Source organism: Macrococcus animalis, assembly GCF_047425875.1.
Lineage (GTDB): Bacteria > Bacillota > Bacilli > Staphylococcales > Staphylococcaceae > Macrococcoides > Macrococcoides animalis.
Window position 1 is genome coordinate 1,421,484 of the sequence record NZ_CP179727.1, and the last position, 22,633, is coordinate 1,444,116.

At 34.6% G+C, this 22,633-nt stretch carries 26 protein-coding genes; 20 read left to right on the forward strand and 6 right to left on the reverse strand.

Annotation, left to right across the window (positions count from 1 at the left end):
• Positions 1-93: 93 nt before the first annotated feature.
• Positions 94-624, forward strand: coding sequence for a hypothetical protein (locus tag ACMGE9_RS07430; protein ID WP_414042173.1), 531 nt, complete (start codon positions 94-96; stop codon positions 622-624).
• Positions 625-755: 131 nt separating this feature from the next.
• Here ACMGE9_RS07430 and hemQ read toward each other — a convergent pair whose 3' ends face one another.
• Positions 756-1,505: a hydrogen peroxide-dependent heme synthase gene (gene hemQ, locus ACMGE9_RS07435; protein ID WP_414042174.1), complete on the reverse strand. Its 750-nt coding sequence runs from the start codon at positions 1,503-1,505 to the stop codon at positions 756-758.
• 152 nt (positions 1,506-1,657) lie between these two features.
• Between hemQ and pta the strand changes: the two genes are divergently transcribed.
• From pta to ACMGE9_RS07505, 14 genes are all read left to right on the forward strand, one after another.
• Positions 1,658-2,647 carry a phosphate acetyltransferase gene (gene pta, locus ACMGE9_RS07440; RefSeq protein ID WP_414042175.1) on the forward strand — a complete coding sequence of 330 codons (990 nt, stop codon included), beginning with the start codon at positions 1,658-1,660 and terminating at the stop codon, positions 2,645-2,647.
• A gap of 3 nt (positions 2,648-2,650) precedes the next feature.
• Positions 2,651-3,490, forward strand: coding sequence for a biotin/lipoate A/B protein ligase family protein (locus tag ACMGE9_RS07445; protein ID WP_414042176.1), 840 nt, complete (start codon positions 2,651-2,653; stop codon positions 3,488-3,490).
• Positions 3,483-3,809 (forward strand): DUF1450 domain-containing protein, encoded by a 327-nt coding sequence (locus ACMGE9_RS07450; protein WP_414042177.1) that lies wholly within the window; start codon positions 3,483-3,485, stop codon positions 3,807-3,809. Before ACMGE9_RS07445 ends, ACMGE9_RS07450 begins: the two co-directional genes overlap by 8 nt.
• A gap of 170 nt (positions 3,810-3,979) precedes the next feature.
• Positions 3,980-5,092, forward strand: a complete 1,113-nt coding sequence (locus tag ACMGE9_RS07455; protein WP_414042178.1) for an ATP-grasp domain-containing protein — start codon at positions 3,980-3,982, stop codon at positions 5,090-5,092.
• 17 nt (positions 5,093-5,109) lie between these two features.
• Complete coding sequence (locus ACMGE9_RS07460; protein ID WP_414042179.1) at positions 5,110-6,225, forward strand: GNAT family N-acetyltransferase; 1,116 nt, start codon at positions 5,110-5,112, stop codon at positions 6,223-6,225.
• A 67-nt stretch (positions 6,226-6,292) separates the two neighbouring features.
• Positions 6,293-6,802 (forward strand): N-acetyltransferase family protein, encoded by a 510-nt coding sequence (locus tag ACMGE9_RS07465; RefSeq protein WP_414042180.1) that lies wholly within the window; start codon positions 6,293-6,295, stop codon positions 6,800-6,802.
• Positions 6,795-7,268, forward strand: a complete 474-nt coding sequence (locus tag ACMGE9_RS07470; RefSeq protein ID WP_414042181.1) for an N-acetyltransferase family protein — start codon at positions 6,795-6,797, stop codon at positions 7,266-7,268. Before ACMGE9_RS07465 ends, ACMGE9_RS07470 begins: the two co-directional genes overlap by 8 nt.
• Positions 7,269-7,449: 181 nt before the next feature.
• On the forward strand, positions 7,450-8,745 hold the full coding sequence (locus ACMGE9_RS07475; RefSeq protein WP_414042182.1) for an HD domain-containing protein: 1,296 nt from the start codon (positions 7,450-7,452) through the stop codon (positions 8,743-8,745).
• A gap of 9 nt (positions 8,746-8,754) precedes the next feature.
• The gene (locus ACMGE9_RS07480; protein ID WP_414042183.1) at positions 8,755-9,252 is read left to right on the forward strand and encodes a YwhD family protein; all 498 of its coding nucleotides are present in this window, start codon (positions 8,755-8,757) and stop codon (positions 9,250-9,252) included.
• A gap of 233 nt (positions 9,253-9,485) precedes the next feature.
• Positions 9,486-9,896: a DUF1934 domain-containing protein gene (locus ACMGE9_RS07485; RefSeq protein ID WP_414042184.1), complete on the forward strand. Its 411-nt coding sequence runs from the start codon at positions 9,486-9,488 to the stop codon at positions 9,894-9,896.
• Positions 9,893-11,551, forward strand: a complete 1,659-nt coding sequence (argS, locus tag ACMGE9_RS07490) for an arginine--tRNA ligase (protein ID WP_414042185.1) — start codon at positions 9,893-9,895, stop codon at positions 11,549-11,551. Before ACMGE9_RS07485 ends, argS begins: the two co-directional genes overlap by 4 nt.
• A 110-nt stretch (positions 11,552-11,661) precedes the next feature.
• The gene (locus tag ACMGE9_RS07495; protein WP_414042186.1) at positions 11,662-12,525 is read left to right on the forward strand and encodes a heme/hemin ABC transporter substrate-binding protein; all 864 of its coding nucleotides are present in this window, start codon (positions 11,662-11,664) and stop codon (positions 12,523-12,525) included.
• Positions 12,515-13,462, forward strand: coding sequence for a FecCD family ABC transporter permease (locus ACMGE9_RS07500; RefSeq protein WP_414042187.1), 948 nt, complete (start codon positions 12,515-12,517; stop codon positions 13,460-13,462). The genes ACMGE9_RS07495 and ACMGE9_RS07500 overlap by 11 nt, the downstream gene beginning before the upstream one ends.
• Before the next feature lie 98 nt (positions 13,463-13,560).
• Entirely contained in the window at positions 13,561-14,889 is a 1,329-nt protein-coding gene (locus tag ACMGE9_RS07505; protein WP_414044471.1) for an amino acid permease, read from the forward strand.
• Here ACMGE9_RS07505 and ACMGE9_RS07510 read toward each other — a convergent pair.
• Positions 14,879-15,394 carry an NUDIX hydrolase gene (locus ACMGE9_RS07510; RefSeq protein WP_414042188.1) on the reverse strand — a complete coding sequence of 172 codons (516 nt, stop codon included), beginning with the start codon at positions 15,392-15,394 and terminating at the stop codon, positions 14,879-14,881. The two genes, ACMGE9_RS07505 and ACMGE9_RS07510, sit on opposite strands and share 11 nt — an antisense overlap.
• A gap of 74 nt (positions 15,395-15,468) precedes the next feature.
• Here ACMGE9_RS07510 and ACMGE9_RS07515 point away from each other — a divergent pair, with 74 nt between their 5' ends.
• The 5 genes from ACMGE9_RS07515 to ACMGE9_RS07535 all read left to right on the forward strand — a co-directional run bounded on the left by ACMGE9_RS07515 (position 15,469) and on the right by ACMGE9_RS07535 (position 19,402).
• Positions 15,469-16,143 carry an HAD family hydrolase gene (locus ACMGE9_RS07515; protein WP_414042189.1) on the forward strand — a complete coding sequence of 225 codons (675 nt, stop codon included), beginning with the start codon at positions 15,469-15,471 and terminating at the stop codon, positions 16,141-16,143.
• Positions 16,144-16,857 (forward strand): hypothetical protein, encoded by a 714-nt coding sequence (locus tag ACMGE9_RS07520; RefSeq protein ID WP_414042190.1) that lies wholly within the window; start codon positions 16,144-16,146, stop codon positions 16,855-16,857.
• A gap of 11 nt (positions 16,858-16,868) precedes the next feature.
• Complete coding sequence (locus tag ACMGE9_RS07525) at positions 16,869-17,651, forward strand: alpha/beta fold hydrolase (RefSeq protein WP_414042191.1); 783 nt, start codon at positions 16,869-16,871, stop codon at positions 17,649-17,651.
• A gap of 70 nt (positions 17,652-17,721) precedes the next feature.
• The gene (locus tag ACMGE9_RS07530; protein WP_414042192.1) at positions 17,722-18,531 is read left to right on the forward strand and encodes a hypothetical protein; all 810 of its coding nucleotides are present in this window, start codon (positions 17,722-17,724) and stop codon (positions 18,529-18,531) included.
• A gap of 136 nt (positions 18,532-18,667) precedes the next feature.
• Complete coding sequence (locus ACMGE9_RS07535; protein WP_414042193.1) at positions 18,668-19,402, forward strand: class I SAM-dependent methyltransferase; 735 nt, start codon at positions 18,668-18,670, stop codon at positions 19,400-19,402.
• A 55-nt stretch (positions 19,403-19,457) separates the two neighbouring features.
• Here the strand turns inward: ACMGE9_RS07535 and ACMGE9_RS07540 are convergent, their stop codons facing one another.
• From ACMGE9_RS07540 to nrdD, 4 genes are all read right to left on the reverse strand, one after another.
• Positions 19,458-19,757, reverse strand: a complete 300-nt coding sequence (locus ACMGE9_RS07540) for a DUF2316 family protein (protein WP_414042194.1) — start codon at positions 19,755-19,757, stop codon at positions 19,458-19,460.
• A gap of 68 nt (positions 19,758-19,825) precedes the next feature.
• Positions 19,826-20,140, reverse strand: a complete 315-nt coding sequence (locus ACMGE9_RS07545) for a hypothetical protein (protein ID WP_414042195.1) — start codon at positions 20,138-20,140, stop codon at positions 19,826-19,828.
• Between the two features lie 56 nt (positions 20,141-20,196).
• The gene (gene nrdG, locus ACMGE9_RS07550; RefSeq protein WP_414042196.1) at positions 20,197-20,694 is read right to left on the reverse strand and encodes an anaerobic ribonucleoside-triphosphate reductase activating protein; all 498 of its coding nucleotides are present in this window, start codon (positions 20,692-20,694) and stop codon (positions 20,197-20,199) included.
• Positions 20,691-22,547 carry an anaerobic ribonucleoside-triphosphate reductase gene (gene nrdD / locus ACMGE9_RS07555; protein ID WP_414044472.1) on the reverse strand — a complete coding sequence of 619 codons (1,857 nt, stop codon included), beginning with the start codon at positions 22,545-22,547 and terminating at the stop codon, positions 20,691-20,693. Before nrdD ends, nrdG begins: the two co-directional genes overlap by 4 nt.
• Between the last annotated feature and the right edge of the window lie 86 nt (positions 22,548-22,633).

Genomic DNA, 22,633 nt, shown 5'->3' on the forward strand with positions numbered 1-22,633 from the left:
GTCTATTATTGTTAAATCAATAATAGACGCTTTTTCTTATGATACAATGAAATAAGAAAAGTAATAAAATATTAACAGAAAAGAGAAAATTTAATGAAAGAAATATTTACAAAGAAATTTTTAATTATGGCGATGATGTTACTAGGGTTATTTGCGATTGGTATTATTGTTCAGAATCTGATGAATCCACAACAATTTCCAAAAGTGACGAAGAGTCAAATCGAAAAGCTTGAAAGTATGAGCTTTAAATCAGAAGAAGCGGCGAGTAAAGCTGTAAGAGAAAAGTTATTTAAAGGTGTGAGAGGGAGTGGGCTATCATTAGGCGCTCATGAGAATGAACCAAGTATCGGAATTCACACTTACTATGACGGAAAGACGAAAGATTATGTGTCGTCTTATTATGTTCTTAAAAATAAAGAGGGTTATCAAGTAAAAATTGGTGAAGTGAACGTGACGTATCAAAAAGGTGACAAGAAAATGTGGACCGATAAAATTAATGGTCATGTATATGATTGTTATATTAACGACTACCGTCGTTTCAAAGAAGTTGATAAGAATGAAGAAACAACATCAACAGCAACACTACATAATGATGGGGCAATTCATATCATTCAGAAAAAATAAACCGAGTGCTTAGGTTTATTTTTTTTTTTTTTAAAGTATACAAGTAAAATAGGTATTTTGGGTTTATACACTCAAAAACTACACGTAAAAAAAAAGACAACCCAACATCGGGTTGTCGTAATAAACTGAGTCTATACTGTAAATAAACCTTGTAAGTCTTCAGTTTTTAAGATGTTACCAACATAGAATGAACCGAATTCACCGTAACGTGCTGATACTTCATCAAAACGCATTTCATATACTAATTTTTTAAATTGTAATACGTCGTCAGCAAATAAAGTAACGCCCCATTCGTAGTCGTCGAATCCAACTGAGCCAGTAATAAATTGTTTAACGACACCAGCATATCCACGTCCAATCATACCGTGAGAACGCATTAAACCTTTACGGTGATCCATGTCTAACATGTACCAGTTATCTTCACCTTGACGACGTTTATCCATTGGATAGAAACAGATATATTCAGCGCGTGGTAATTCTGGGTAAAGTCTTGCTTTAATATGAGGATTTTCATATGGATCTTCGTCTGACCCTTGTGCAAGGTAGTTACTTAACTCAATCACTGATACGTAAGAATATGTTGGGATTAAGTAATCACGAATTGCTAATTTATTGAACTCAGTTTCAACGGCTGTTAAGTCTTTCATTTCGGGACGTAACATCCAAAGCATTAAGTCTGCTTTTTGACCTGTAATGTTGTAAAGAGCGTAAGAACCTTCTTTAGCAACATGGTTTTCTTCTAATTTATTGATAAAAGTACCTAATTCTTCTACCATTTTCGTACGGTCTTCAGCTTCTACTAATTTTAAGCTCGTAAAGTCGATTGCATAAAATAAGTGTAAACTATACCAACCGTCTAATGTTTTTGCTGCTTCATTCATTATTCATCTCTCCTCTAATTGTAATCACTCTCATTTTATCATAAGTATTGAATTATGTACGTTCGCAGAATTTACATATTGATGACGTGTAATTTGACGGAAAAGAGTCTATAATGATTTGTGGGGATGAATCAAAATTTCAGGAGGCTATTATGGCTAATTTATTAGAAGTATTAAATGAAAAACTTTCAGGTAAGAACGTAAAAATCGTATTACCAGAAGGAACAGACGAACGCGTATTACAAGCGGCAGTTGAATTACAAAAAGGTGATAAAGTATCACCAATCGTCTTAGGTAACGAGAGTGAAGTAAAAGCACTTGCTGAAAAATTAGGTTTATCAATTGACGGCATTGAAGTAATAGATCCAACGACAAGTGAATTACGTGCAGAGTTAATCACGAAATTCGTAGAACGTCGTAAAGGAAAAGCAACTGAGGAGCAAGCTACACAAATGCTAAACGATCCTAACTACTTCGGTACAATGTTAGTTTACACTGATCGTGCTGCTGGATTAGTGTCAGGAGCTGCACATTCAACTGCAGATACTGTACGTCCAGCTTTACAAATCATCAAGACTAAACCAGGTGTGACACGTACATCAGGTGTGTTCTTCATGATTCGTGAAGACGAGCAGTACTTAATGGGTGACTGTGCAATTAACCCTACATTAGATGCAACTGCTTTATCGGAAATCGCGATTGAGTCTGCGAAGACTGCAAAAGCATTCGGTATGGATCCAAAAGTTGCAATGTTGAGCTTCTCAACAAAAGGTTCAGCAAAAACACCTGAAACTGAAAAAGTAACTGAAGCAACAAAATTAGCGCAAGAAAAATTAGCTTCTGAGTCTGACTTAGAAGGCGTAGTAATCGACGGAGAATTCCAATTTGACGCTGCATTCGTACCATCTGTCGCAGCGAAAAAAGCACCAGAATCACCAATCCAAGGTGATGCAAATGTATTCGTATTCCCTAGCTTAGAAGCTGGTAACATTGGATACAAAATTGCTCAACGTTTAGGTGGATTTGATGCTGTAGGGCCAATCTTACAAGGATTAAATGCACCAGTGAATGATTTATCACGTGGATGTTCAACAGAAGATGTTGTGTCTTTATCAATCATCACTGCAGCACAATCTTTATAATAGATGACAAAGTCAATCTTTGAAGAAAATTGGCAATATGTTGATCACACGCGAGGACTGCAGCCAATGCAGTCCTTTGCTTTTGACGATATGTATTGTCATTTGAATGGTCAAAAGAATCATGATAGTGTGGTACGCACTTGGATTCATGACCATGTTGTCATTCTCGGTATTCATGATGCCAGGTTACCATATATTGAAGAAGGTATAGATTTTTTAAATAATCATGGGTACGGTGCAATTGTCCGTAACTCTGGTGGGTTAGGTGTTGTACTTGACGCGGGTGTACTCAATATTTCTCTTATCTTTCCTGGAGAAATTACATTTTCAATTGATGCAGGGTATGAGTATATGTATGAACTTATACAAGAAATGTTTAAGGATTACCATAAACGTATAGATGCAAAAGAAATTGGCCATTCTTATTGTCCTGGGAGTTATGATTTAAGCATTGATAATAAGAAGTTTGCAGGGATTTCGCAACGCCGAGTAAAAAATGGTATTGCTGTCCAAATCTATCTATGTATAGAAGGAAGTGGATCAGAACGTGCAGAGCTGATGAGACAGTTTTATGATGTAGCACGTCGAGGAGAAGCAACAAAATTTACGTATCCTGAAATAGAACCTAATTGCATGGCGAGCTTGTCAGAACTGTTAGGTGTTGAGCTTACAGTAGATGAAGTCATCTTCAAATTACTATATTCAATGAAAGACTTAGGTGCAACTTTATCAAATAATGAGATGACAAGTGATATGTGGACGTTGTATAATAGTTACTTCGAACGCATGATTGAAAGAAACGCAAAAATAAAAATAAATCAAGGTGGTGAATCAAATGCGTAATAAGTTTCAAGTGTGCGATGATTGCCAAGGTGTATGTCTTAGAACATTACTACCAAAATTAGAGAAGTTAGACCCAGATGCAGAAGTGGAAATCGCATGCCAGTCTTACTGTGGACCCGGTAGACGAAAAACTTTCGCATTTGTAAATAACCGCCCCCTAGCAGCCGCAACGGAAGAAGAACTACTTGAGAAAGTAGAGAAACGTTTAGCACAGAAGCGTGATCCGGAAGAAGAAGCACGACTTGCAAAGCGTAACGCAGAACGTAAACGTCGTTTAGACGAACAGAATGCGAAGCTGAAAGAGAAATTAAATAGATAGAATTAGAAGGCTGGAATAGAAATATTCCGGTCTTTTTTTAATGCCGCTTATTAACCCTCTTTACAATACTACATACTTCTTTAATGTAAATTTACAAGAGTTTAATATCCCTTTGCTATGATTAGTTTGTATAACTATAAGTATGAATCAATAGAAGGGTGGAACTATTCGTGCAACGTATTTTAATTACTGGTGCTCGTGCTCCAATTTCTTACGAGGTTGTTCAGCAACAGGTCGCACTAGGCAGAACAGTATTCTTAACGGATTCTACCAAGAAAATCAGCATCAAAAACTCTAAGTTTATTGAAGAATTCATTTTAACAACATCACCACGATTTTCTACTGAAGAATATATTAACGACATTAACAATATTGTTATGAAACATAATATTGATTTAATCATCCCCTTAAATGAAGAGTCATTTTATTTATCTCATATGAAAGAGAAATTAATCGCACCTGTTTGGGTTGAAGATATTTCAAAAATGCTGTCAGTGCATAACAAATATAACTTTACGAAGATGATCGATGCGATGGGCTTTAAAGTTCCAGATACAAAGTATGTTATGAACTATGATGATTTAACGACTTTTATTAAAAAATTTCCGAGTGATGAATACATCGTGAAGCAACCCTATGGTCGTTTCGGTCAATCCGTTCGTAAATTAACGCGTATGTCATTAGAGAATGACAATATGATTGAGTTCCCCTTTATGATTCAAACGTTAATAAAAGGAACAGAATGGTGTTCATATAGTTTCGCTAAAGAGGGTGAAACGTTATCTACATCGTTATATTTATCAAATACGCATGATAGTTATAATTGTTCAACACACTTTACTTCTGAAAGAAACGAAGAATTGCAATCAATTATTGAGTCTGTGATTAAGAATTTAAACTGGTCTTATCAAATCGCCTTTGACGTAATTAAATGTGATACAACAGGGGACTATTACTTTATTGAATGTAATCCTCGTGCGACAAACGGTGCATTATTTATGCAACCCGAAGTATGGGAGTTTAAGAAAAGTGAGCCAAAATACGAAGTGCGTCAATTAATCTTTGTGTCGCTATATAACTTTATCATGCGTCCTAAGAAACATAATTTAGAACGCTTGAAGTATGGGAAAGATATTTTTTGGCATCCAAGTGAGAAATCAATCTTCTTCGAACAAATTATCAGCGGAGCACAGTGGTGGTTTGAAGCAAAGTCTCAAAAGACTACAGTAAATACCATTACAACGTACGATATCGAGTGGAATGATGACATTGTAAATCTATAGATAAAGAGGTTTTACACATGACAATCTATACAAACTTTGAAGATATCCCTTTTGACGAGGTGGATATCTCTCCTTTTAATAAGGGATATATTCAGTACATGATGGAAGGCATCCATCGTGGCATTGAGAATGTTCATGCACGTGTTGAAGTGATTTTACTCAACGGGCAATTAATTCCTTATAGTGTGAAAGAGGGTGGCTCGAAAGATTCTTGGATTCATTCATTCACTGGCCAATATATTGATGAGATGGTGTCAGAAGTGAATAGAATGGAGATGATGGGGGCACTTCGTACGTTGGCATATCAGTTATTGAATATTGGCCGTCGTTTATTAGGACTTACGGGTGAGAAGACTGTAACTGTATTCCCTTCGTTTATGTCGACAACGATGTATGAAGAATTTCAGTTTGATCAAATTCAAGAAGTGACGAGAATATTAGTCGCACGTTTTCCAAAACATGCGATTGTCTATCGCACATTAAATGACAAGTTTCATCAAGATAAAATGCAAGAATTGAATGATATAGGATACAAAGAAATGATTTCTCGTGCAATTTATATCTTTGATCCGAGTGAAGCACATACTAAGAATGAACGTAAGGATTTGAAGAAAGATATGAAACGTTTCGAGAAAAGTGGATACACATTTACGAATGAGATTCGGGAAGATGAATTTAGTCAGTTGATGCCACTATATAAACAAGTATATTTAGATAAGTATTCGGATTTCAATCCTCACTACACAGAAGATTTCTTTAAGTATTTATATAAAGAGATGGGACTAACATGGTTTGTAATTAAAGATGACGACCGTATAATTTCCTTCATGGGTGTAAGTCAAACGGGAAGCGTGCTGTTCCCGACGTATTTCGGCATGGATCAATCCGTAAAGGGCTTATACTTTATGACGAGTGGCTTGCTGTATCACTTTGCAAAGGATAATGACTACGCTATTAATAATAGTGCTGGAGCGAAAGATTATAAACTTGCACGTGGAAGTAGGCCACACTTAGAATATCACTATATATATTACAAACATTTAAAACTTGTACCATTTATGAGTTACTATTTATTTACAAAAGTTGCAACACCGTTAGGAAAGTTTTTATTAAAAAAATTGCAGTTTAATTAAATATATTTATTATTCTGATATTAATAATGATATAATGTAAATATAAAATTTTTAGGCGGTGATGCACATGTCTATAGAAGTGAGACGTGCAACAAAAGAAGATTTGCCGCGTATTATTGAAATCTATAATTCTACAGTTAAGAGTAGATTAGTGACTGCAGACACAGAACCTGTAACCGTTGAAAGTCGGACAGAATGGTTTTTAAACCATTCGGCTAAACGTCCGATTTTTTTATTTCTCAAAAATAATGAAGTCGCTGGCTGGTTAAGTTTTGAGACCTTTTACGGAAGACCTGCTTATGGTAAAACCGTCGAGATTAGTTTGTATTTAGATGAAAATTATCGTGGGATTGGTCTAGGTGAATTTGCTGTATCTGAAATGAAGCGTATCGCAAGTGAACTTGAAATTGAGACGCTGCTAGCATTTACTTTTTCACATAATACACGTGCGCTGAAATTATTCGTGAAACATGGATTTATTAAATATGGGGAACTACCTGATGTTGCGATTATGGATGAGAAACATTATTCACTCACAATATTAGGCTGCAAAGTAGGAGGAAGTAACAATGGTTAAGATTAGAAAAGCAACAATCGAAGATGTTCCGAACATTAAAAAAATCGCTTCGATGGCTTGGTATGATACGTATGCAAAAATTATGGAAGCTAGTACTATCGCAAAGTTTTTAGAAGCAGCATATAATGATGAACGTTTGGAACGTAGAATTGGAGATTCGTTATTTTTAGTTGCTGAGAATGAGGACGAAGTGATTGGTTTTGCGAACTTTATTAATGGTACAGAGTTATTTTTATCAGCAATCTACGTTAATCCAGCATATCAAAGACAAAATGTAGGTGCTGACCTTTTAGAAGCGGGGTTAGAAACCTTTGATAAATATAAAGAATTATTTGTTGAAGTTGCTAGTAACAATGAACATGCACGTGCTTTTTATGAAAAAACAGGATTTGAACTCGTACGTGAATATGACGAAGAATTATTCGGTGAGACAGTTACTACAGGATTATTGAAAAAAGTACTTTAGATAAAGGCGCAGACCAAGTATGGTTTGTGCTTTTTTGCTGAAAACATGAGTTTGTTCGTAAAATTATATAATACAAAAGCTTCTCTTCTTCGTATTTCACTTTGAAAAATTCATATTCCATTTATAATATATCCCTTTATGATAAAATTTAATTAATGAAATATATTAAAGGAGTACCGCTATGGATTATCAATTCCAAAAGATGCCAGAAGAAAAAGTGTTTAAAGACCCTGTGCATCGCTATGTACATGTGCGCGATCAAATTATTTGGGATTTAATTAAAACGAAAGAGTTTCAACGCTTACGTCGTATAAAACAACTGGGTACCTTATATTTATCTTTTCATACTGCAGAACATTCGCGATTCAATCATTCATTAGGTGTTTATGAAATCGTTCGCCGAATGGTTGATGAAATATTTGTGGGAAGAGAATATTGGAATAATGATGACAGACCCCTTGCTCTTTGTGCAGCACTTTTACATGATTTAGGACATGGGCCGTTTTCACATTGTTTCGAGAAAATTTTTAATACAGATCATGAAGCTTATACACAGCAAATTATCTTAGGCGACACAGAGGTCAATAAAGTATTATCACGTGTTAGTCCAGAGTTTCCTAAAGAGGTTGCAGAGGTTATTAACAAGACACATCATAATAAACTCGTCATTTCTATGATCTCATCTCAAATTGATGCGGATCGTATGGATTATTTGCAACGTGATGCATTTTATACGGGTGTCAGTTACGGTAGTTTTGATATGGAACGTATCCTTAGGCTCATGCGCCCCACAAAAGATGAAGTCGTAATAAAAGAAAGTGGTATGCATGCGGTTGAAGATTATTTAATGAGCCGTTATCAAATGTACTGGCAAGTATACTTCCATCCGGTGAGTCGTGGTGGAGAGGTATTGTTAAATCGAGTATTAAAACGAGCAAAAGTATTGTACGAAGCGGGGTATGAATTTATTGAGCCACCTAAATATTTAGTGCCATTTTTTAAATCGAATCAAGTGACAGTTCAAGAGTACTTACGACTTGATGAGATGGTATTGAACTATTATCTTCAGGAATGGATTGATGAGCAAGATAGTATATTAAGTGATTTGTCCCGTAGATTTGTCAATCGTGACTTGTTTAAACATTTACCGTTTGACGGTAACCGATTTACAATTGATGAATTGACTGAGCTGTTTCAAAAAGCTAACATTGATCCAGATTATTATTTCGTAGTCGACTCGTTTAGTGACTTACCGTACGATTATAATCGACCAGGCATTAACTCACGTAAACCAATTCACTTAATTACAAGTACAGGCAAAATAAAAGAAATTAGTACGCAATCTGTTATCATTAATAGTATTACAGGTATTCAGCGTAAAGATTATAAAATTTACTATCCGAAAGAAACAATTTTGAATATTCCTGACCTTGAAATTCGAGGTGCAATTATTAATTTATTAAACGAATTAGAATAGGGTGATATAATGGCAGATTTTCAATTTAATATTATAAAGAACGATCCATTAGATGGCCACAAAGGTACAAATATTGGTTCGATTAGTTTAGATAATGTGGCACCGGTATTTATCGATATTGCAGAAGGTAATGCTTTTATCGATGTTGGCGCAATGCATGCACGTAGTGAAGTTGAAAAACGTGTCAAATGGGTGACGGATAAATCAGAAACTGTGGGTCCAGACCAAAAAGAATATTGGCTCGTTTGGGTAACAACTGAACGTGCGGAAGTTGGACCATATTATGCAGGTGTGACAGCATGTTACATGGCTGTTAATAAAGAACGCAAACGTGGTTATAAAGTTATGGCTGAACATGTAAATATGATGGATAAATCAATGAAGCACAATTTTATCTTAGATCAAATCGGTAACGACAACAAAGCTGTATTAAAAGACTTCTTAATGAATCATAATCCAGAGATGTGGCAGAATTCTGGTGAAACATTGAAAGAAATGCTTGGATAGTTGAATATTGATAGAAGTTTTCTTTTTTAATGCAATAGTCGCGTTACTTTTAATTTTGTGACAAATATGTGACTTTAATAATCATGAAGATTTTTGGTTGTATTTTTTGTTCAAGATTAGTAAGATATGAATAGCTATAAAAATAGCTAGGACACTAAAGAAAGCAGGTATTTTTATACCTGCTTTCTTTAATTTTATGCAATTTTTGTTATAATCATAAGTGGGTGATAAACATGGAAATAGACATTCATATTAAACAGCAAATCACGAACAGTGAGGGGACCGAGATGTTCGAATTTGACGTTGTCGGAACGCTACTAAAAAAAATGAATACATATATTATGTATAAAGAGTACATTGATGACATTTCAACAGATGTTCGTGTTAAAATTGAATCAGAACGGGTGCGTATCAATCGGAAAGGCGAATTAACGTTAGACTTTTTATTCGTGCCTTTTGAAACGACTCAAAACATGTATCACCTAGCCAATCAAAAGACGGTCATGGAAGTGACTACGAATCAACTGTTGATGGATTCTGATGATACGTCAGGAAAATTATATATCCAATATACAATTAAGAATAACAACACTGTCTTAGGCAGTTACACATATGATATAGAATATAAGGAGCGAGTGCTATGAACATCGTACAACAACAAAAAGAAACTTTAATTGAAGAGATTAAACAGGCGATACTGAAAGCAAATCTTGTAACGGAAGTACCAGAAATTAAGATTGAAATTCCTAAAGATACTAAAAACGGTGACTATGCATCAAACATCGCGATGGTATTAACGAAGCTCGCTAAAAAGAATCCGCGTGAAATTGCTCAAGCAATCGTTGATAACTTAGATATCAAGAAAGCGGATGTTACAAAAATTGATATCGCAGGTCCTGGTTTCATTAACTTCTATATGGATAACGCTTACCTTACAGGAATTATTACAGAAGCCTTATCTAAAAAAGAGAAATTTGGTAAAGCAGAACAACCTAAAAATGAAAAAATCTTAGTTGAATATGTATCAGCAAACCCAACGGGTAGCTTGCATATTGGGCATGCACGTAACGCTGCTGTAGGGGATACTTTATGTAACGTATTAAATTCAGCAGGTTATGAAGTATTACGAGAGTATTATATTAATGATGCTGGTAAACAAATAGAAAACTTAGCATACTCTATTGAAGCACGTTATTTCCAAGCATTTGGTCAAGATATGGATTTACCTGAAGATGGTTATCATGGAAAAGATATAATTGAAATCGGTAAAAAATTAGCTGAAGAACATCCTGAATACAAAGATGCAGAAAAGTCAGAGCGAATTAAAGCATTCCGTAAATTAGGTTTAGATTACGAGATGGATAAACTAAAAAAAGATTTAACTGAATTCAACGTACACTTCGATAATTGGTTCAGTGAAACTTCATTATATGAAAATAAAGAAATTGATAAAGCGATAGAGAAAATGCGCGAAATTGGCTATTTATTCGAAGAAGATGGCGCGACTTGGTTACGTACAACTGAATTTGGGGATGACAAAGATCGTGTGTTAATTAAACAAGACGGTAGCTACACTTACTTCTTGCCTGATATCGCTTACCATTATGACAAGATTGAACGTGGTTATGACACATTAATTAACTTATTTGGTGCAGATCATCATGGTTACATCAACCGTTTAAAAGCATCTCTTGAAACATTTGGAACAGATTCTAAACGTTTAGAAATTCAAGTCATGCAAATGGTTCGTTTATTACAAGATGGTCAAGAAGTGAAAATGAGTAAACGTACAGGGAATGCAATTACGTTGCGTGACATTATGGATGAAGTTGGTATTGATGCAGCGCGCTACTTCTTAACAATGAGAAGTCCTGATACACACTTTGACTTCGATATGGAACTTGCGAAGAGTCAATCAAGTGATAACCCAGTGTATTATGCTCAATATGCACATGCGAGAATTTGTTCAATATTACGTCAAGCAGCTGAAAATGCTATCGTGCCCACAAATGATGCTGACTTCTCACTAATTACCAATGACAAAGCATTTGAATTATTAAAGCGTATTGCTGACTTTGAAACAGTGATTGAGCAAGCGGCTGATGCACGTGCACCACATAGAATCACTAACTATATTCAAGATTTAGCATCACATTTCCACAAGTTTTATAATGCTGAAAAAGTATTAACAGATGACTTAGAAAAATCTAAAGCGCATGTTGCTTTAATCGAAGCAGCTAGAATTACATTACAAAATGCATTAACTTTAATTGGAGTTTCAAGCCCAGAAAAGATGTAAAAAGATACAGATGAAAGAACAACGGATTCTATAATTCGTTGTTCTTTTAATTTTTGTAAGTTATGGAACATGGTATAATGTTACAAAGCAAAATTTTTTTGGAGGAAGTTATGAAAAAAACGCTATTCTTGCTAATAATTACATTTATTTTGATAACATCCGGTTGTAATAGTATTGAGAATTCTCAAGAATCAAAAGATAGGCAACGTATCATATCACTGATACCGAGTAATACGGAAATACTATATGAATTAGGTGTTTATAAAGAAATCATTGGTGTTTCTACTTCAGATAATTACCCGCAACAAGTTAAAGACAAAGAAAAATTTGATGGTATGAAACTTGACTATGAATCAATTCTAAGAGCAAAGCCAACGATGATTTTCGCTCATGAATCGATGGAAAAAGCACAAGAAAAAACATTAAAGAAACTCAGAAGTAAAGGAATTAAAGTCGTAGTAGTAAATGACGCAACTTCGTTTGAGGGATTATATGAAAGTATCGAACAAATTGCAGTTGCGACAGGAAAGCAAGCTGAAGGTAAAGCGTTAATCGAAGATTTAAAGAAACAAGTGAAGGAAATCGCTATAAAATATCAAAAGCATGTTAAAGATAAGCGTATTCTGATTGAAGTATCATCAAATCCTGATATCTACACAGGTGGCAATCACACTTTAATGAATGATTTACTGAAACAACTTGGTGCCGTTAATATATTTAGTGGTATAGAAGGATACCAAGCAGTTAGTATGGAAGCAATCGTCAAAAGTAATCCTGATATTATTCTTTCAACGAGTGAAATTTCTAATCAAGATTTAATGAAAGAAGTAAAATCTCGAAATGGTTTTAGTAAGGTCAAAGCGGTAAAAAATAATCAAATTCATGCAGTAAATGCGGATCTAGTATCTCGTCCTGGGCCAAGAATCGCACAAGGTATGGAAGAGATAGCGAAAGTGATAGCACATGAGAAATAATATCATCGTAATAATATGTATTGTAGGCATCATACTATTGTCACTTTTTTATGATAATCATGGCTTATTAGATTTAAACAATCCTATAAATCGTACAATTTTATTAGAGATAAGAATACCACGAATAATAATCGGGATTTTAGTTGGAGTTGTTTTATCAATTACGGGTTACGTATTTCAAACAATTCTAAGCAATTACCTCGCTGATAGTTTTTCGCTAGGACTTGCAAGCGGTGCGAGTTTCGGTGGTGCATTAGCAATAGTTCTTGGTATGACAGTTACAATGACTGCTGTGTTTAGTATCGTATTTAGTTTATTGACGTTGTTTATAGTATTATTTGCAAGTCATCATTACAAATACAATCAACAGACCACATGGCTTATTTTGATGGGAATGTTTATTAATCTATTTTTTTCAAGTTGTGTGTATGTATTACTACTTATTTTCCCACAAAAATCATCTCATATCATGAACTATTTATTCGGTTCGATTAATACTGTAAATTTTAATGATTTATTAATTTTATTACCTATTACATTTGTAGGTGTCATCATAATTTATTGTTTTCATAAGCAAATAGAAATTTTAGGATTAGGGAATGACCGTGCAATCGCATTAGGTGTGAATACTGAAACGATAATCTATATGTTACTAATAGTTACTAGTATTATGTGTGCAATATTAATTAGTATAACAGGCATTATCGGATTTGTAGGAATGATTATTCCTCCTTTTGTGAAATTAAATTTCAAAGGAAGCCGTATATCAAAACTTAATTCAATATTACTTGTTGCAGTATTGATGGTGTTAATAGGAGATTTTCTAGGCAGAAACTTGCTTCATCCTATACAGATACCAGTGTCAATAATGATGTGCTTAATAGGGATGCCAATATTAATCTGGGTGATATTAAAACAAAATTCAAAAATATATTGAATTGTCTGAATGATTTATGTACTATAGGATTATGCTTTACTATAGTATAGGGATAAAGGATGATGATTGTGGAAAATTCAAATGAATTGCAACGTTCAATGGACAACAGACATATTCAACTGATTGCAATCGGTGGAGCGATTGGGACGGGTCTATTTTTAGGTGCGGGTAAAAGTATAAGTTTGGCAGGACCATCTTTATTACTTGCATATATAATAATAGGCCTATTTTTATTTTTGATGATGCGTGCTATGGGTGAAATTCTATTATCAGATTTACGATATAACTCTTTTACTGATTTTGCGAATCATTATTTAGGTGATTTCGTCGGGTTTTTGACTGGATGGACGTACTGGTTTTGTTGGGTTATGACAGGAATAGCAGATGTAACAGCTGTCACGAAATATATTAATTTTTGGTGGCCGGATATTCCTGCATGGTTTACAGCCATCGTTACAGTTTTATTATTAATATTATTAAATATGTTCACTGCTAAAATTTTTGGTGAACTAGAATTTTGGTTTGCATTGATTAAAGTAATTGCAATTATTGCATTGATTATTATTGGGAGTTATTTAATTTTAACGCACTTTAAATCACCAAGTGGTTCGGTAGCGTCGTTGAATAATTTAACAGATCATGGGGGTTTCTTCCCGAAAGGTTTAAATGGATTTTTACTAGCATTTCAGATGGCTGTATTTAGTTTCGTAGGTATTGAACTCGTGGGTGTAGCTGCTAAAGAGACGAAAAATCCTACTAAGACATTGCCAAAGGCCATTAATTCAATCGGTATACGTATATTAATTTTCTATGTTATAAGCCTTTTGATTATCATGTGTATTACACCATGGAATCAAATTAATCCTGCTGAGAGTCCATTTGTTAGTTTATTTACGTTAGCTGGTATTCCAGCTGCAGCAGGCATCGTCAATTTTGTTGTACTAACGTCTGCAGCAAGTGCGGGAAATAGTGGCGTATATTCAAATAGCCGAATGGTTTATGGTTTAAGTAAGCAAAACTATGCACCCCAAGCATTTGAGAAAACGAATAAACGTGGCGTACCACAAAACGCACTATTATTCTCAGGAGTTGTGATGTTTTTCGCAGCAATCTTAAACTTTGTTATCGAAGACGTCTTCACATTTGTTACAAGTGTGGCTACGATTTGTTTCATTTTCATTTGGTCTGTTATTATGATTTCTTACATAAAGTACAGAAAAGTGAATCCTGAACTTCATGTGAAATCGGTATTTAAAATGCCTCTAGGGGTGTTAGGATGCTATGTTACACTTATATTCTTTGCAATATTATTAGGACTATTAACATTAGCACAAGACACGCGTATTGCGCTCGTCTTAACACCGATTTGGTTTATTATGCTTACGGTATGTTACTTTATTTTTGTGAAAAGGAAATCTATAAACTAAAATAATGCATAAAGCTTGCTAGAGTCAGCGCATTGGTGATTTCACCATGCGCTATTTTTTGTTTAATTTGTTGGATAGGCACTAATATAATCTCAATATCTTCAAATATTTCTCGGGAAATTTGCGTGGTTTGTTTAGCGTCTTTTATGAGAACCGTCGTTAACTGGTTTGTAAATAGTGCAGGATTTGGACGCATGTTTCCTATGACTTGTCCATGGCCATTATATCCAGTTTCTTCAGTAAGTTCACGTTCCCCAGCTGCAAGACTTGATTCATTTATATCAACAATTCCACCAGGTAATTCTAATATATAATCTTCAATGCCAATTCTGAACTGTCGAATCATCAAAATCTGATTATTCGTTTCACAAATCACATTTACCCAGTCTGGGGCAAGGATTTGATAGAAAGTGCCATGATGATGTTGACGTGAAAATTCTGTTGTAATTACTTTAAAAACTTTATAATCTTCCTCACTGATTAGACGAATCTTTTTCCATTGCACCTTAAACACCTCACCATATTATTCGATTTCAGTTTATCAGATAAGCTATACTAATGGTAATTGGAGGGTTGTACATGGTCAAAGCAATTATTTTTGATTTAGATGGTACGTTGTTAAATCGTGAGGCATCTTTAAAATTGTTTCTAGACGATCAATTCGAACGTTTTAGAGAATATTTTACGCATGTGCAAAAGAATGATTATATTAATTATTTTATTGCGTTAGACGAATATGGATATGTGAAAAAGGACAGAGTGTACAAGGCATTACTAGACCAACTTAATATTCATTTCATTGAAAAAGATGATTTATTACGAGATTTTGAACTGAATTATCCAAAATTTGCAACGGGGTATCCCAATGTAAAAGATATTATTTCAAGATTACAAAATAGAGGATACAAAATTGGGATTATTACAAATGGAAATGTTGAGCATCAGAGTTATATAATCAATGTTTTGGGTATAGAGAAGTATGTTTTAGAGACTTTGATTTCAGAAGCGATTGGTTACCGAAAGCCTGAACCTGAAATATTTTTAATGATGTGTGAAAAATTAGGCGTTCGACCTAGAGAGTGTATGTTTGTTGGTGATCACCCAATCAATGATGTTGAAGCAGCAAATGCACTTGGTATGGAGACTGTGTTTAAAGACAATCATTATTTTGAAGTACCTGACAAACGTATTATGAATTATCATATAGAAGATTTAACTGAATTATTCAACATAATTGATGAGGAGACGATTTAGATGACAAACGTAATTTGGAAAGACGAAACTGTAGTAGGTGGCATTTTTGAAACAATTAAAGTAGAAGGTAACGCAGTTGCAACATCAAGTTTGGAAGCAAATGAAGTTATTGTTGAAAAGGATGGCATTTTAAAAGTAGAAGGAAAACTAAATGTACCTTATTTAAAAGTAGAAGGTGAATTAGTCGTTGAAGGAACACTTGAAACGAACGAACTTGTAATTTCAGATCAAGGTTATTTGGTTGTTTTGGGCGAAGTTATTGTTGAAACAGTCGATAATAAGGGAACGATTGATTTAAAGCGCGGATTAAAGGCGAACGAAATCCAAAATAAAGGCACATTTATCGGTATGGGTCCGGTAAAAACAACAGTATTTAACTCTAAAGGTTCAATTCGTTTAGACGAAGAATTGAACGCTGAAAATATTACGATTGCAGTAGCTGAAGTAAGTAATATTCGTTATATCATGTGTGATCAAATTACAGTAAAAGCAGAACGTGAGAATATTATCTTTAAGGATCAAGATTCATTATTAACCGTACGTGAGGTTGATGCTGTGAATGCATCAGTAGAGAATATTGTATGCGACTTATTACGTGCAGACGACGTAACAATTAAAGAAAATTGTTCAATTAAGGCTGTAGAGTACGTGAATGCGTATGAATATAACGAAGCATCTAACGTATTAGAATTCGCAAAAATTACAAGAAACTAGAGGGATAAAGTATGGACTTAGCCTTAACGAATAACGATACAGCAATACATTACGAGTTGGTAGGAATAGGACAAGGTTATCCACTTGTCATGTTGCATGGCCAATTTATGAATACGACAATGTTTAGTGAATTTGATTCATCTTTTATGAAAGACTATCAAATTATAAAAATCGATTTACGTGGTCACGGATACAGCGATAAACCATTAGAAATCAAGATGGATGATTACGTTGAAGATGTCTTAACAGTACTTGACCAATTATATATCAAGGAAGCGCACTTTTTAGGATTTGGACTGGGGGGGATGGTTGCAGCAACAATCGCCTCTCAATACCCAAAGTATGTAAATAAGCTTATTTTAATTAGCACAGGTATCAAGAGCTATTATGAATCTGAACGAGAATTTCATAGTCGCTATGCAAGTATTTTGAGAACAATGACACGTGAGCAACGTAATAAAGTATTAGAAGATTATATGTATAAAGACATTAAGACAGTACATAAATATTATAAAAAAATGAAAGATACACAAGTAGGGATGTCAGAACAAGAAGAAGATGCTGTAATTATTTCAACGGTCGATTACAATCCTCAAAAACTTGACGTTATTGAGGTTGAGACACTTGTAATGAATGGTCGTCACGACGAACTTGTTCCGATTGAAGATGCTGAAGCACTTGCGACATTACTGCCGGCAAGTAAGTTGTCCATTTATGAAAATAGTGGACATGCGTTACTATTTGAGCAGTTTGATGATTTTGTTAATGAAGTTAAATCATTTTTACAAAATTAGTTACAAATAAGTTGGCGACATGTTAAAATATGTGAGTACTGATAATCTAAAGGATATATCTGGAGGATACATGAAAAACATTATTGCGTTATGCATATTGACCCTCGTACTCACAGGCTGCTATAAAGCAGAGACTAAGGTGGCACAAAAGCCTACTAAAGAACAACAAAATCCTCGCGTAGAATATAATTCACCTACAGTTGAAATGAAATTTGTACAAAATAATCAAAAAAAAGATAAAAATATTAACGAGAAAATCGCGAAACAAAATATAAAACAATTAAATAGAGAAATTTCACATGAAATTGCATTGCAATCTCCAAAAGTTAAACCAATTTCAAACAAATATGAATTTGTTGATACGGTAAAAGACTATTCAAAAGAAATGGATCAAGTCATTGACACGATGACTTTATATGAAAATAAAAAAGAAATCGACCAACAGCTTAAAAAAGTAAAAACAATTGTTGTGAAATACGAAGCAAAAGCACAATCTGCTAATATAATCCCACAAATTAAAAATATTGATCTAGAAGTGAAAAAAGCGAACGAAAAATATATACAATCTCTAGGTAAAATAGCCTCTGCAATTCAAATTGAAGATGAGGCTTTAAAGGAAGATGGTTATACCGATTTTTCTGAGGGACATAATCACTTGAATAAAGCATATTATCAAGTGCAATCTATAGAAGAAACTGAGCTTGTAGAAGCGAGTGTTGAACCAGCAATTAAAGCAGAAACGTATACTACTACAAATGAAGCGCCGTCACTTGAAATAGTGATGTATAAAGCAAATGGAACTGAAGGGATACCGATTGAAGAGAATCAATCTAAAGAAAAAATATCAATAGATACTGAAATAAAGCCTCGTGAAAAATAACATAGTATTTATGAACAAACATATAAAATCGTTTGATTTTTATTGTTTGTTCTTTTTTATTTCATGTTCACATTTCTTTATAAATACTCGTAACTTTGATAAAGTAATGCTAAATAAAGCACTAAAAGGAGCATCTATGGACAATAATGTATATGATAATCGGTCATTGTTCGATAAATATAGTGAGATGAATCGTTCAGTGGAAGGATTAGAAGCGGCAGGCGAATGGGAAAGTTTTAAAGCAATGCTGCCGGAATTAAAGGGAGCTGCAGTACTTGATTTAGGGTGTGGTTACGGTTGGCACTGTCAGTATGCAGTGGAACAAGGTGCAGATAAGGTTGTTGGAATTGATATTTCTGAAAAAATGCTTGAACGTGCACAAATTCAGCCAGACGCAGATAAGATAACATATATTAATCAATCAATGGATGAACTTAATTTTGAGCCGCATGAGTTTGAAGTCGTCATGAGTTCACTAGCAATACACTATTTACCGTCCTTTAAAGATATCGTTGAGCAAGTAAAGGAAGTGTTGACGATAAATGGAACGTTTATTTTCAGTGTGGAACATCCTGTTTATACCGCTGAAGGAAGCCAAGACTGGGCATATGATGAAGAGGGTAATAAGTTGTTCTGGCCGGTAGATAACTATTATAAGGAAGGGGAACGTGAGACGATATTTTTAGGAGAAGAGATTAGAAAATATCACAGAACACTATCGCATTATTTAAGTGTATTAATAGATAATGATTTCGTGATAAAAGGAATTTCCGAACCAGAACCAAGTGAGAAGTTATTGGATGAAGTGCCTGAAATGAAAGATGAACTGAGAAGACCAATGATGTTAATAATATCAGCACGCCGTAAATAAGATACAGTGTCAATTTACAAAAAAAAGATGACCCAAAATGGGTCATCTTTAATCATTATTTTAAAAACCAATAATCAGTTTTCATACCTTTTAAATAGCTATACTGCTTAGGGGTGATACCGCTAGTGCGCAGTACATTATTCATATAATCTCTAACATCCCACACTAAATGAATGAATTCATTCATGGGAACTGGTGTAAGCATTTGCGTATTATTCATATTTAAAACTGCTGTAATGTCTTGCGTTGTTAAGTTAAATTGTTTAGCAATTGTATCGATAGATAATGCGGCATCTTTTAAGTGGTCATATAATTCAGTGCTTGTAATCTTACGTTCTTCAACGGATAAAGACATACTCAACCTTCTTTCTGTATCTAGAAGGTAATTATAATCTTTTCCACTCAAATTTCAAGTGTTTGTGACTAATGTGACAAATTCTCCACAACTTTTACATTTGACTGATAAGTTGCCATTAAATCACTAACAAAGTTAAATTGTGTTTCTTTTGTTGCTACATCTAAAGATGATTTCATTAATGGTACTGTTTTATAGCCACCAGAATTGTAATCCCCTTCGTTATAAGTCGGTAAGAATTCTCCAGCTGCCACTTTAACGCCGTCATCTGTTTTCTCAATGTCCAGTGAAAGAATCCCACCTAGACGAGTTTGCATTTGCCCCTGTCCACTAAAGAAATTGCCTTGACTATAAATAATAAAGCCATCTTTATCCTGTTTCATTGGTGCTAGTGCATGGGGATGACCACCAAGAATAATGTCGGCACCGTATTTAGTATTTAATGTTGCTGGGATATTTTGTTTAAATAATGGATGCGTTGATTTAGTGAACCACGAAACTTTAAATCTGGTTTGTATAAACTTTGGACGAAAGGGCCATCAACTAATACGTCAATATAATCGAGTATGTCAGCAAGTTCTGGTGTATGTCTGATATATTCAAGCATATAACCAGACCACATCCAAATATTTTTAGAATGACCAAATTTTTTTCGGAATGCAGTAACTAGGGGCTTAGTTACTGCTAAATTTTCTAAAGGTTCCCCGCCGAGAATAGATAAACCACTAATATATTCTTTATCGATTGTTGTCAATATTTCATCTATTTTTTGATCTGTGATGCGTTCGCCATTGTCAAATCCCCAGATACTAGCATTAAAGCAGTTTGGGCAGTGAAAATTGCAACCTGAAACATACACACTTACGCGCATACCTGTACCGTCAGTAACTACGCAATCCATTACTTTTGCGATATAGCCTTGTCCATAATAATTCATAGTAAATCATCTCGCGTTGACATATGTTTAACACGTGTAGCAATTTCAATTTGTCGACCTTTCACCATAGGGCGCTTTAAAGGTTGACCGAGATAACCACAAGTACGTTTGACAACATCAGTTGTTTCAGGATTGTTATTACCACAATTCGGACACTCATAGCCTTTTGCTGTCGGCTTGAATTCACCAGTAAAGCCACAATCATAACACTGATCTATCGGAGTATTCGTTCCTAAATAGCCAACACGGGTATAGGCGTAATCCCATACAGCTTCTAAAGCTTCAGGGTTATGCGAAAGAGATGGATATTCACAGTAATGAATAAAGCCACCTGTTGAATATTTTGCAAAGTCTTTTTCAAAATCAATCTTTTCAAAAGGCGTAATATTTTTTCGAATATCATAGTGGAATGAATTTGTGTAGTAACCTTTGTCTGTAACATTTACGACAGCACCGAAACGCTCGAAGTCTAAACGGCAGAAGCGGTCAGTTAATGATTCACTCGGTGTACCGTAAACACTAAATTGAATGTCGTGTTGTTCAGTTAAGTCATCTGCATACGCTTTAATTGTTTTTAATATATTCAGTATAAAATCACGTGCTGTAGAATCTTGTTCCCAGTCTTTATGGAAGAGCTGTGCACCGACTTCATATAGTCCAATGTAACCCATACTAATAGTGCTACGACGCCCTGTAAATAACACAGATACGTCTTCAAAAGCCTTAATTTTCTTGCCAAATGCACCATGTTGATACAATATGGGAGCGTTTTGAGGTAGTGCTTCTTTTAATCGATTGATTCTAAATAGACATGCATCACGCAACAAATTGAGTCTAGATTGAAGTTCAGTCATAAAAGTATCAGGTGTATTACTTAGCAACGCTATACGCGGTAAATTAAGGGTAACGACACCTAGATTGAAGCGGCCATTGTTAATAAATTCACCATCTTCTTGATATGCATTTAAAAAGCTACGGCACCCCATAGGTGCTTTAAAGTCACCTATCATTTCGGTTAAAGCTTTATAGTTAAGTACATCTGGGTACATACGTTTCGTGGCACACTTGATTGCTAATTGTTTAATCGCATAATTTGGATCTGTTTTATTCAAATTGATACCGTCTTTTAAACTAAATACTAATTTTGGGAAAATAGCCGTAGCACCATCCGTACCAAGCCCTTGTATGCGTGTATTTAAAATAGCACGTTGAATCATAACACTATATTGATCCGTGCCAAGTCCGAAACCAAATGTTACGAAAGGTGTTTGACCATTACTTGTGTAAAGTGTATTAATTTCGTATTCTAACGACTGAATCGCATCTTTAATATCTTTTTCAGTCATTTGTTGAATATAGCTTTCGACTTTATCAGCGGGAATAAATTGTTCGGCTACTGATTGATGTTTCTTGGCATTAAGCGAGGCATATTTACTGAGCACTTCATCGATGCGATCTACTGAACAACCTCCGTATTGACTACTTGCAACGTTTGCGATGATTTGTGCGATTTGTGCTGCAGCTGTTTGTATCGATTTCGGAGATGCAACACTTGCATTACCAATCTTAAATCCATTCTCGAGCATATTTGGAATATCAATTAAACAACAGTTTGTCATCGGCATGTACGGATGATAATCTAAATCATGGAAATGAATATCCCCATTTAAATGTGCATCGCGAATATGTGCGGGTAACATTTCTAGCCCTAGAGACTTCGCTACTGTACCAGCTGTTAAATCACGAAGCGTATTGAAGACATTGGCATCCTTATTAGCATTCTCGTGAATAACTTCGGGCGTCTTATTAATCAAGCGTTCCAAACTATCTTTTAAATCATTTGTTTGTGTCATCATTTTCATCACCTACTATATATTGTGTTTGCATAATCATCTTAATACTATATATAGTAAAAGTCTTATAAAAACCGGCGAGTTTG

Bases quoted from the DNA above. Each gene is read 5' to 3' on its own strand.
- ACMGE9_RS07430 (WP_414042173.1), top strand. From the start codon at position 94: ATGAAAGAAATATTTACAAAGAAATTTTTAATTATGGCGATGATGTTA.
- hemQ (WP_414042174.1), bottom strand. From the start codon at position 1,505: ATGAATGAAGCAGCAAAAACATTAGACGGTTGGTATAGTTTACACTTA.
- pta (WP_414042175.1), top strand. From the start codon at position 1,658: ATGGCTAATTTATTAGAAGTATTAAATGAAAAACTTTCAGGTAAGAAC.
- ACMGE9_RS07445 (WP_414042176.1), top strand. From the start codon at position 2,651: ATGACAAAGTCAATCTTTGAAGAAAATTGGCAATATGTTGATCACACG.
- ACMGE9_RS07450 (WP_414042177.1), top strand. From the start codon at position 3,483: ATGCGTAATAAGTTTCAAGTGTGCGATGATTGCCAAGGTGTATGTCTT.
- ACMGE9_RS07460 (WP_414042179.1), top strand. From the start codon at position 5,110: ATGACAATCTATACAAACTTTGAAGATATCCCTTTTGACGAGGTGGAT.
- ACMGE9_RS07465 (WP_414042180.1), top strand. From the start codon at position 6,293: ATGTCTATAGAAGTGAGACGTGCAACAAAAGAAGATTTGCCGCGTATT.
- ACMGE9_RS07470 (WP_414042181.1), top strand. From the start codon at position 6,795: ATGGTTAAGATTAGAAAAGCAACAATCGAAGATGTTCCGAACATTAAA.
- ACMGE9_RS07475 (WP_414042182.1), top strand. From the start codon at position 7,450: ATGGATTATCAATTCCAAAAGATGCCAGAAGAAAAAGTGTTTAAAGAC.
- ACMGE9_RS07480 (WP_414042183.1), top strand. From the start codon at position 8,755: ATGGCAGATTTTCAATTTAATATTATAAAGAACGATCCATTAGATGGC.
- ACMGE9_RS07485 (WP_414042184.1), top strand. From the start codon at position 9,486: ATGGAAATAGACATTCATATTAAACAGCAAATCACGAACAGTGAGGGG.
- argS (WP_414042185.1), top strand. From the start codon at position 9,893: ATGAACATCGTACAACAACAAAAAGAAACTTTAATTGAAGAGATTAAA.
- ACMGE9_RS07495 (WP_414042186.1), top strand. From the start codon at position 11,662: ATGAAAAAAACGCTATTCTTGCTAATAATTACATTTATTTTGATAACA.
- ACMGE9_RS07500 (WP_414042187.1), top strand. From the start codon at position 12,515: ATGAGAAATAATATCATCGTAATAATATGTATTGTAGGCATCATACTA.
- ACMGE9_RS07505 (WP_414044471.1), top strand. From the start codon at position 13,561: ATGGACAACAGACATATTCAACTGATTGCAATCGGTGGAGCGATTGGG.
- ACMGE9_RS07515 (WP_414042189.1), top strand. From the start codon at position 15,469: ATGGTCAAAGCAATTATTTTTGATTTAGATGGTACGTTGTTAAATCGT.
- ACMGE9_RS07520 (WP_414042190.1), top strand. From the start codon at position 16,144: ATGACAAACGTAATTTGGAAAGACGAAACTGTAGTAGGTGGCATTTTT.
- ACMGE9_RS07525 (WP_414042191.1), top strand. From the start codon at position 16,869: ATGGACTTAGCCTTAACGAATAACGATACAGCAATACATTACGAGTTG.
- ACMGE9_RS07530 (WP_414042192.1), top strand. From the start codon at position 17,722: ATGAAAAACATTATTGCGTTATGCATATTGACCCTCGTACTCACAGGC.
- ACMGE9_RS07535 (WP_414042193.1), top strand. From the start codon at position 18,668: ATGGACAATAATGTATATGATAATCGGTCATTGTTCGATAAATATAGT.
- ACMGE9_RS07540 (WP_414042194.1), bottom strand. From the start codon at position 19,757: ATGTCTTTATCCGTTGAAGAACGTAAGATTACAAGCACTGAATTATAT.
- ACMGE9_RS07545 (WP_414042195.1), bottom strand. From the start codon at position 20,140: ATGAAACAGGATAAAGATGGCTTTATTATTTATAGTCAAGGCAATTTC.
- nrdG (WP_414042196.1), bottom strand. From the start codon at position 20,694: ATGAATTATTATGGACAAGGCTATATCGCAAAAGTAATGGATTGCGTA.
- nrdD (WP_414044472.1), bottom strand. From the start codon at position 22,547: ATGACACAAACAAATGATTTAAAAGATAGTTTGGAACGCTTGATTAAT.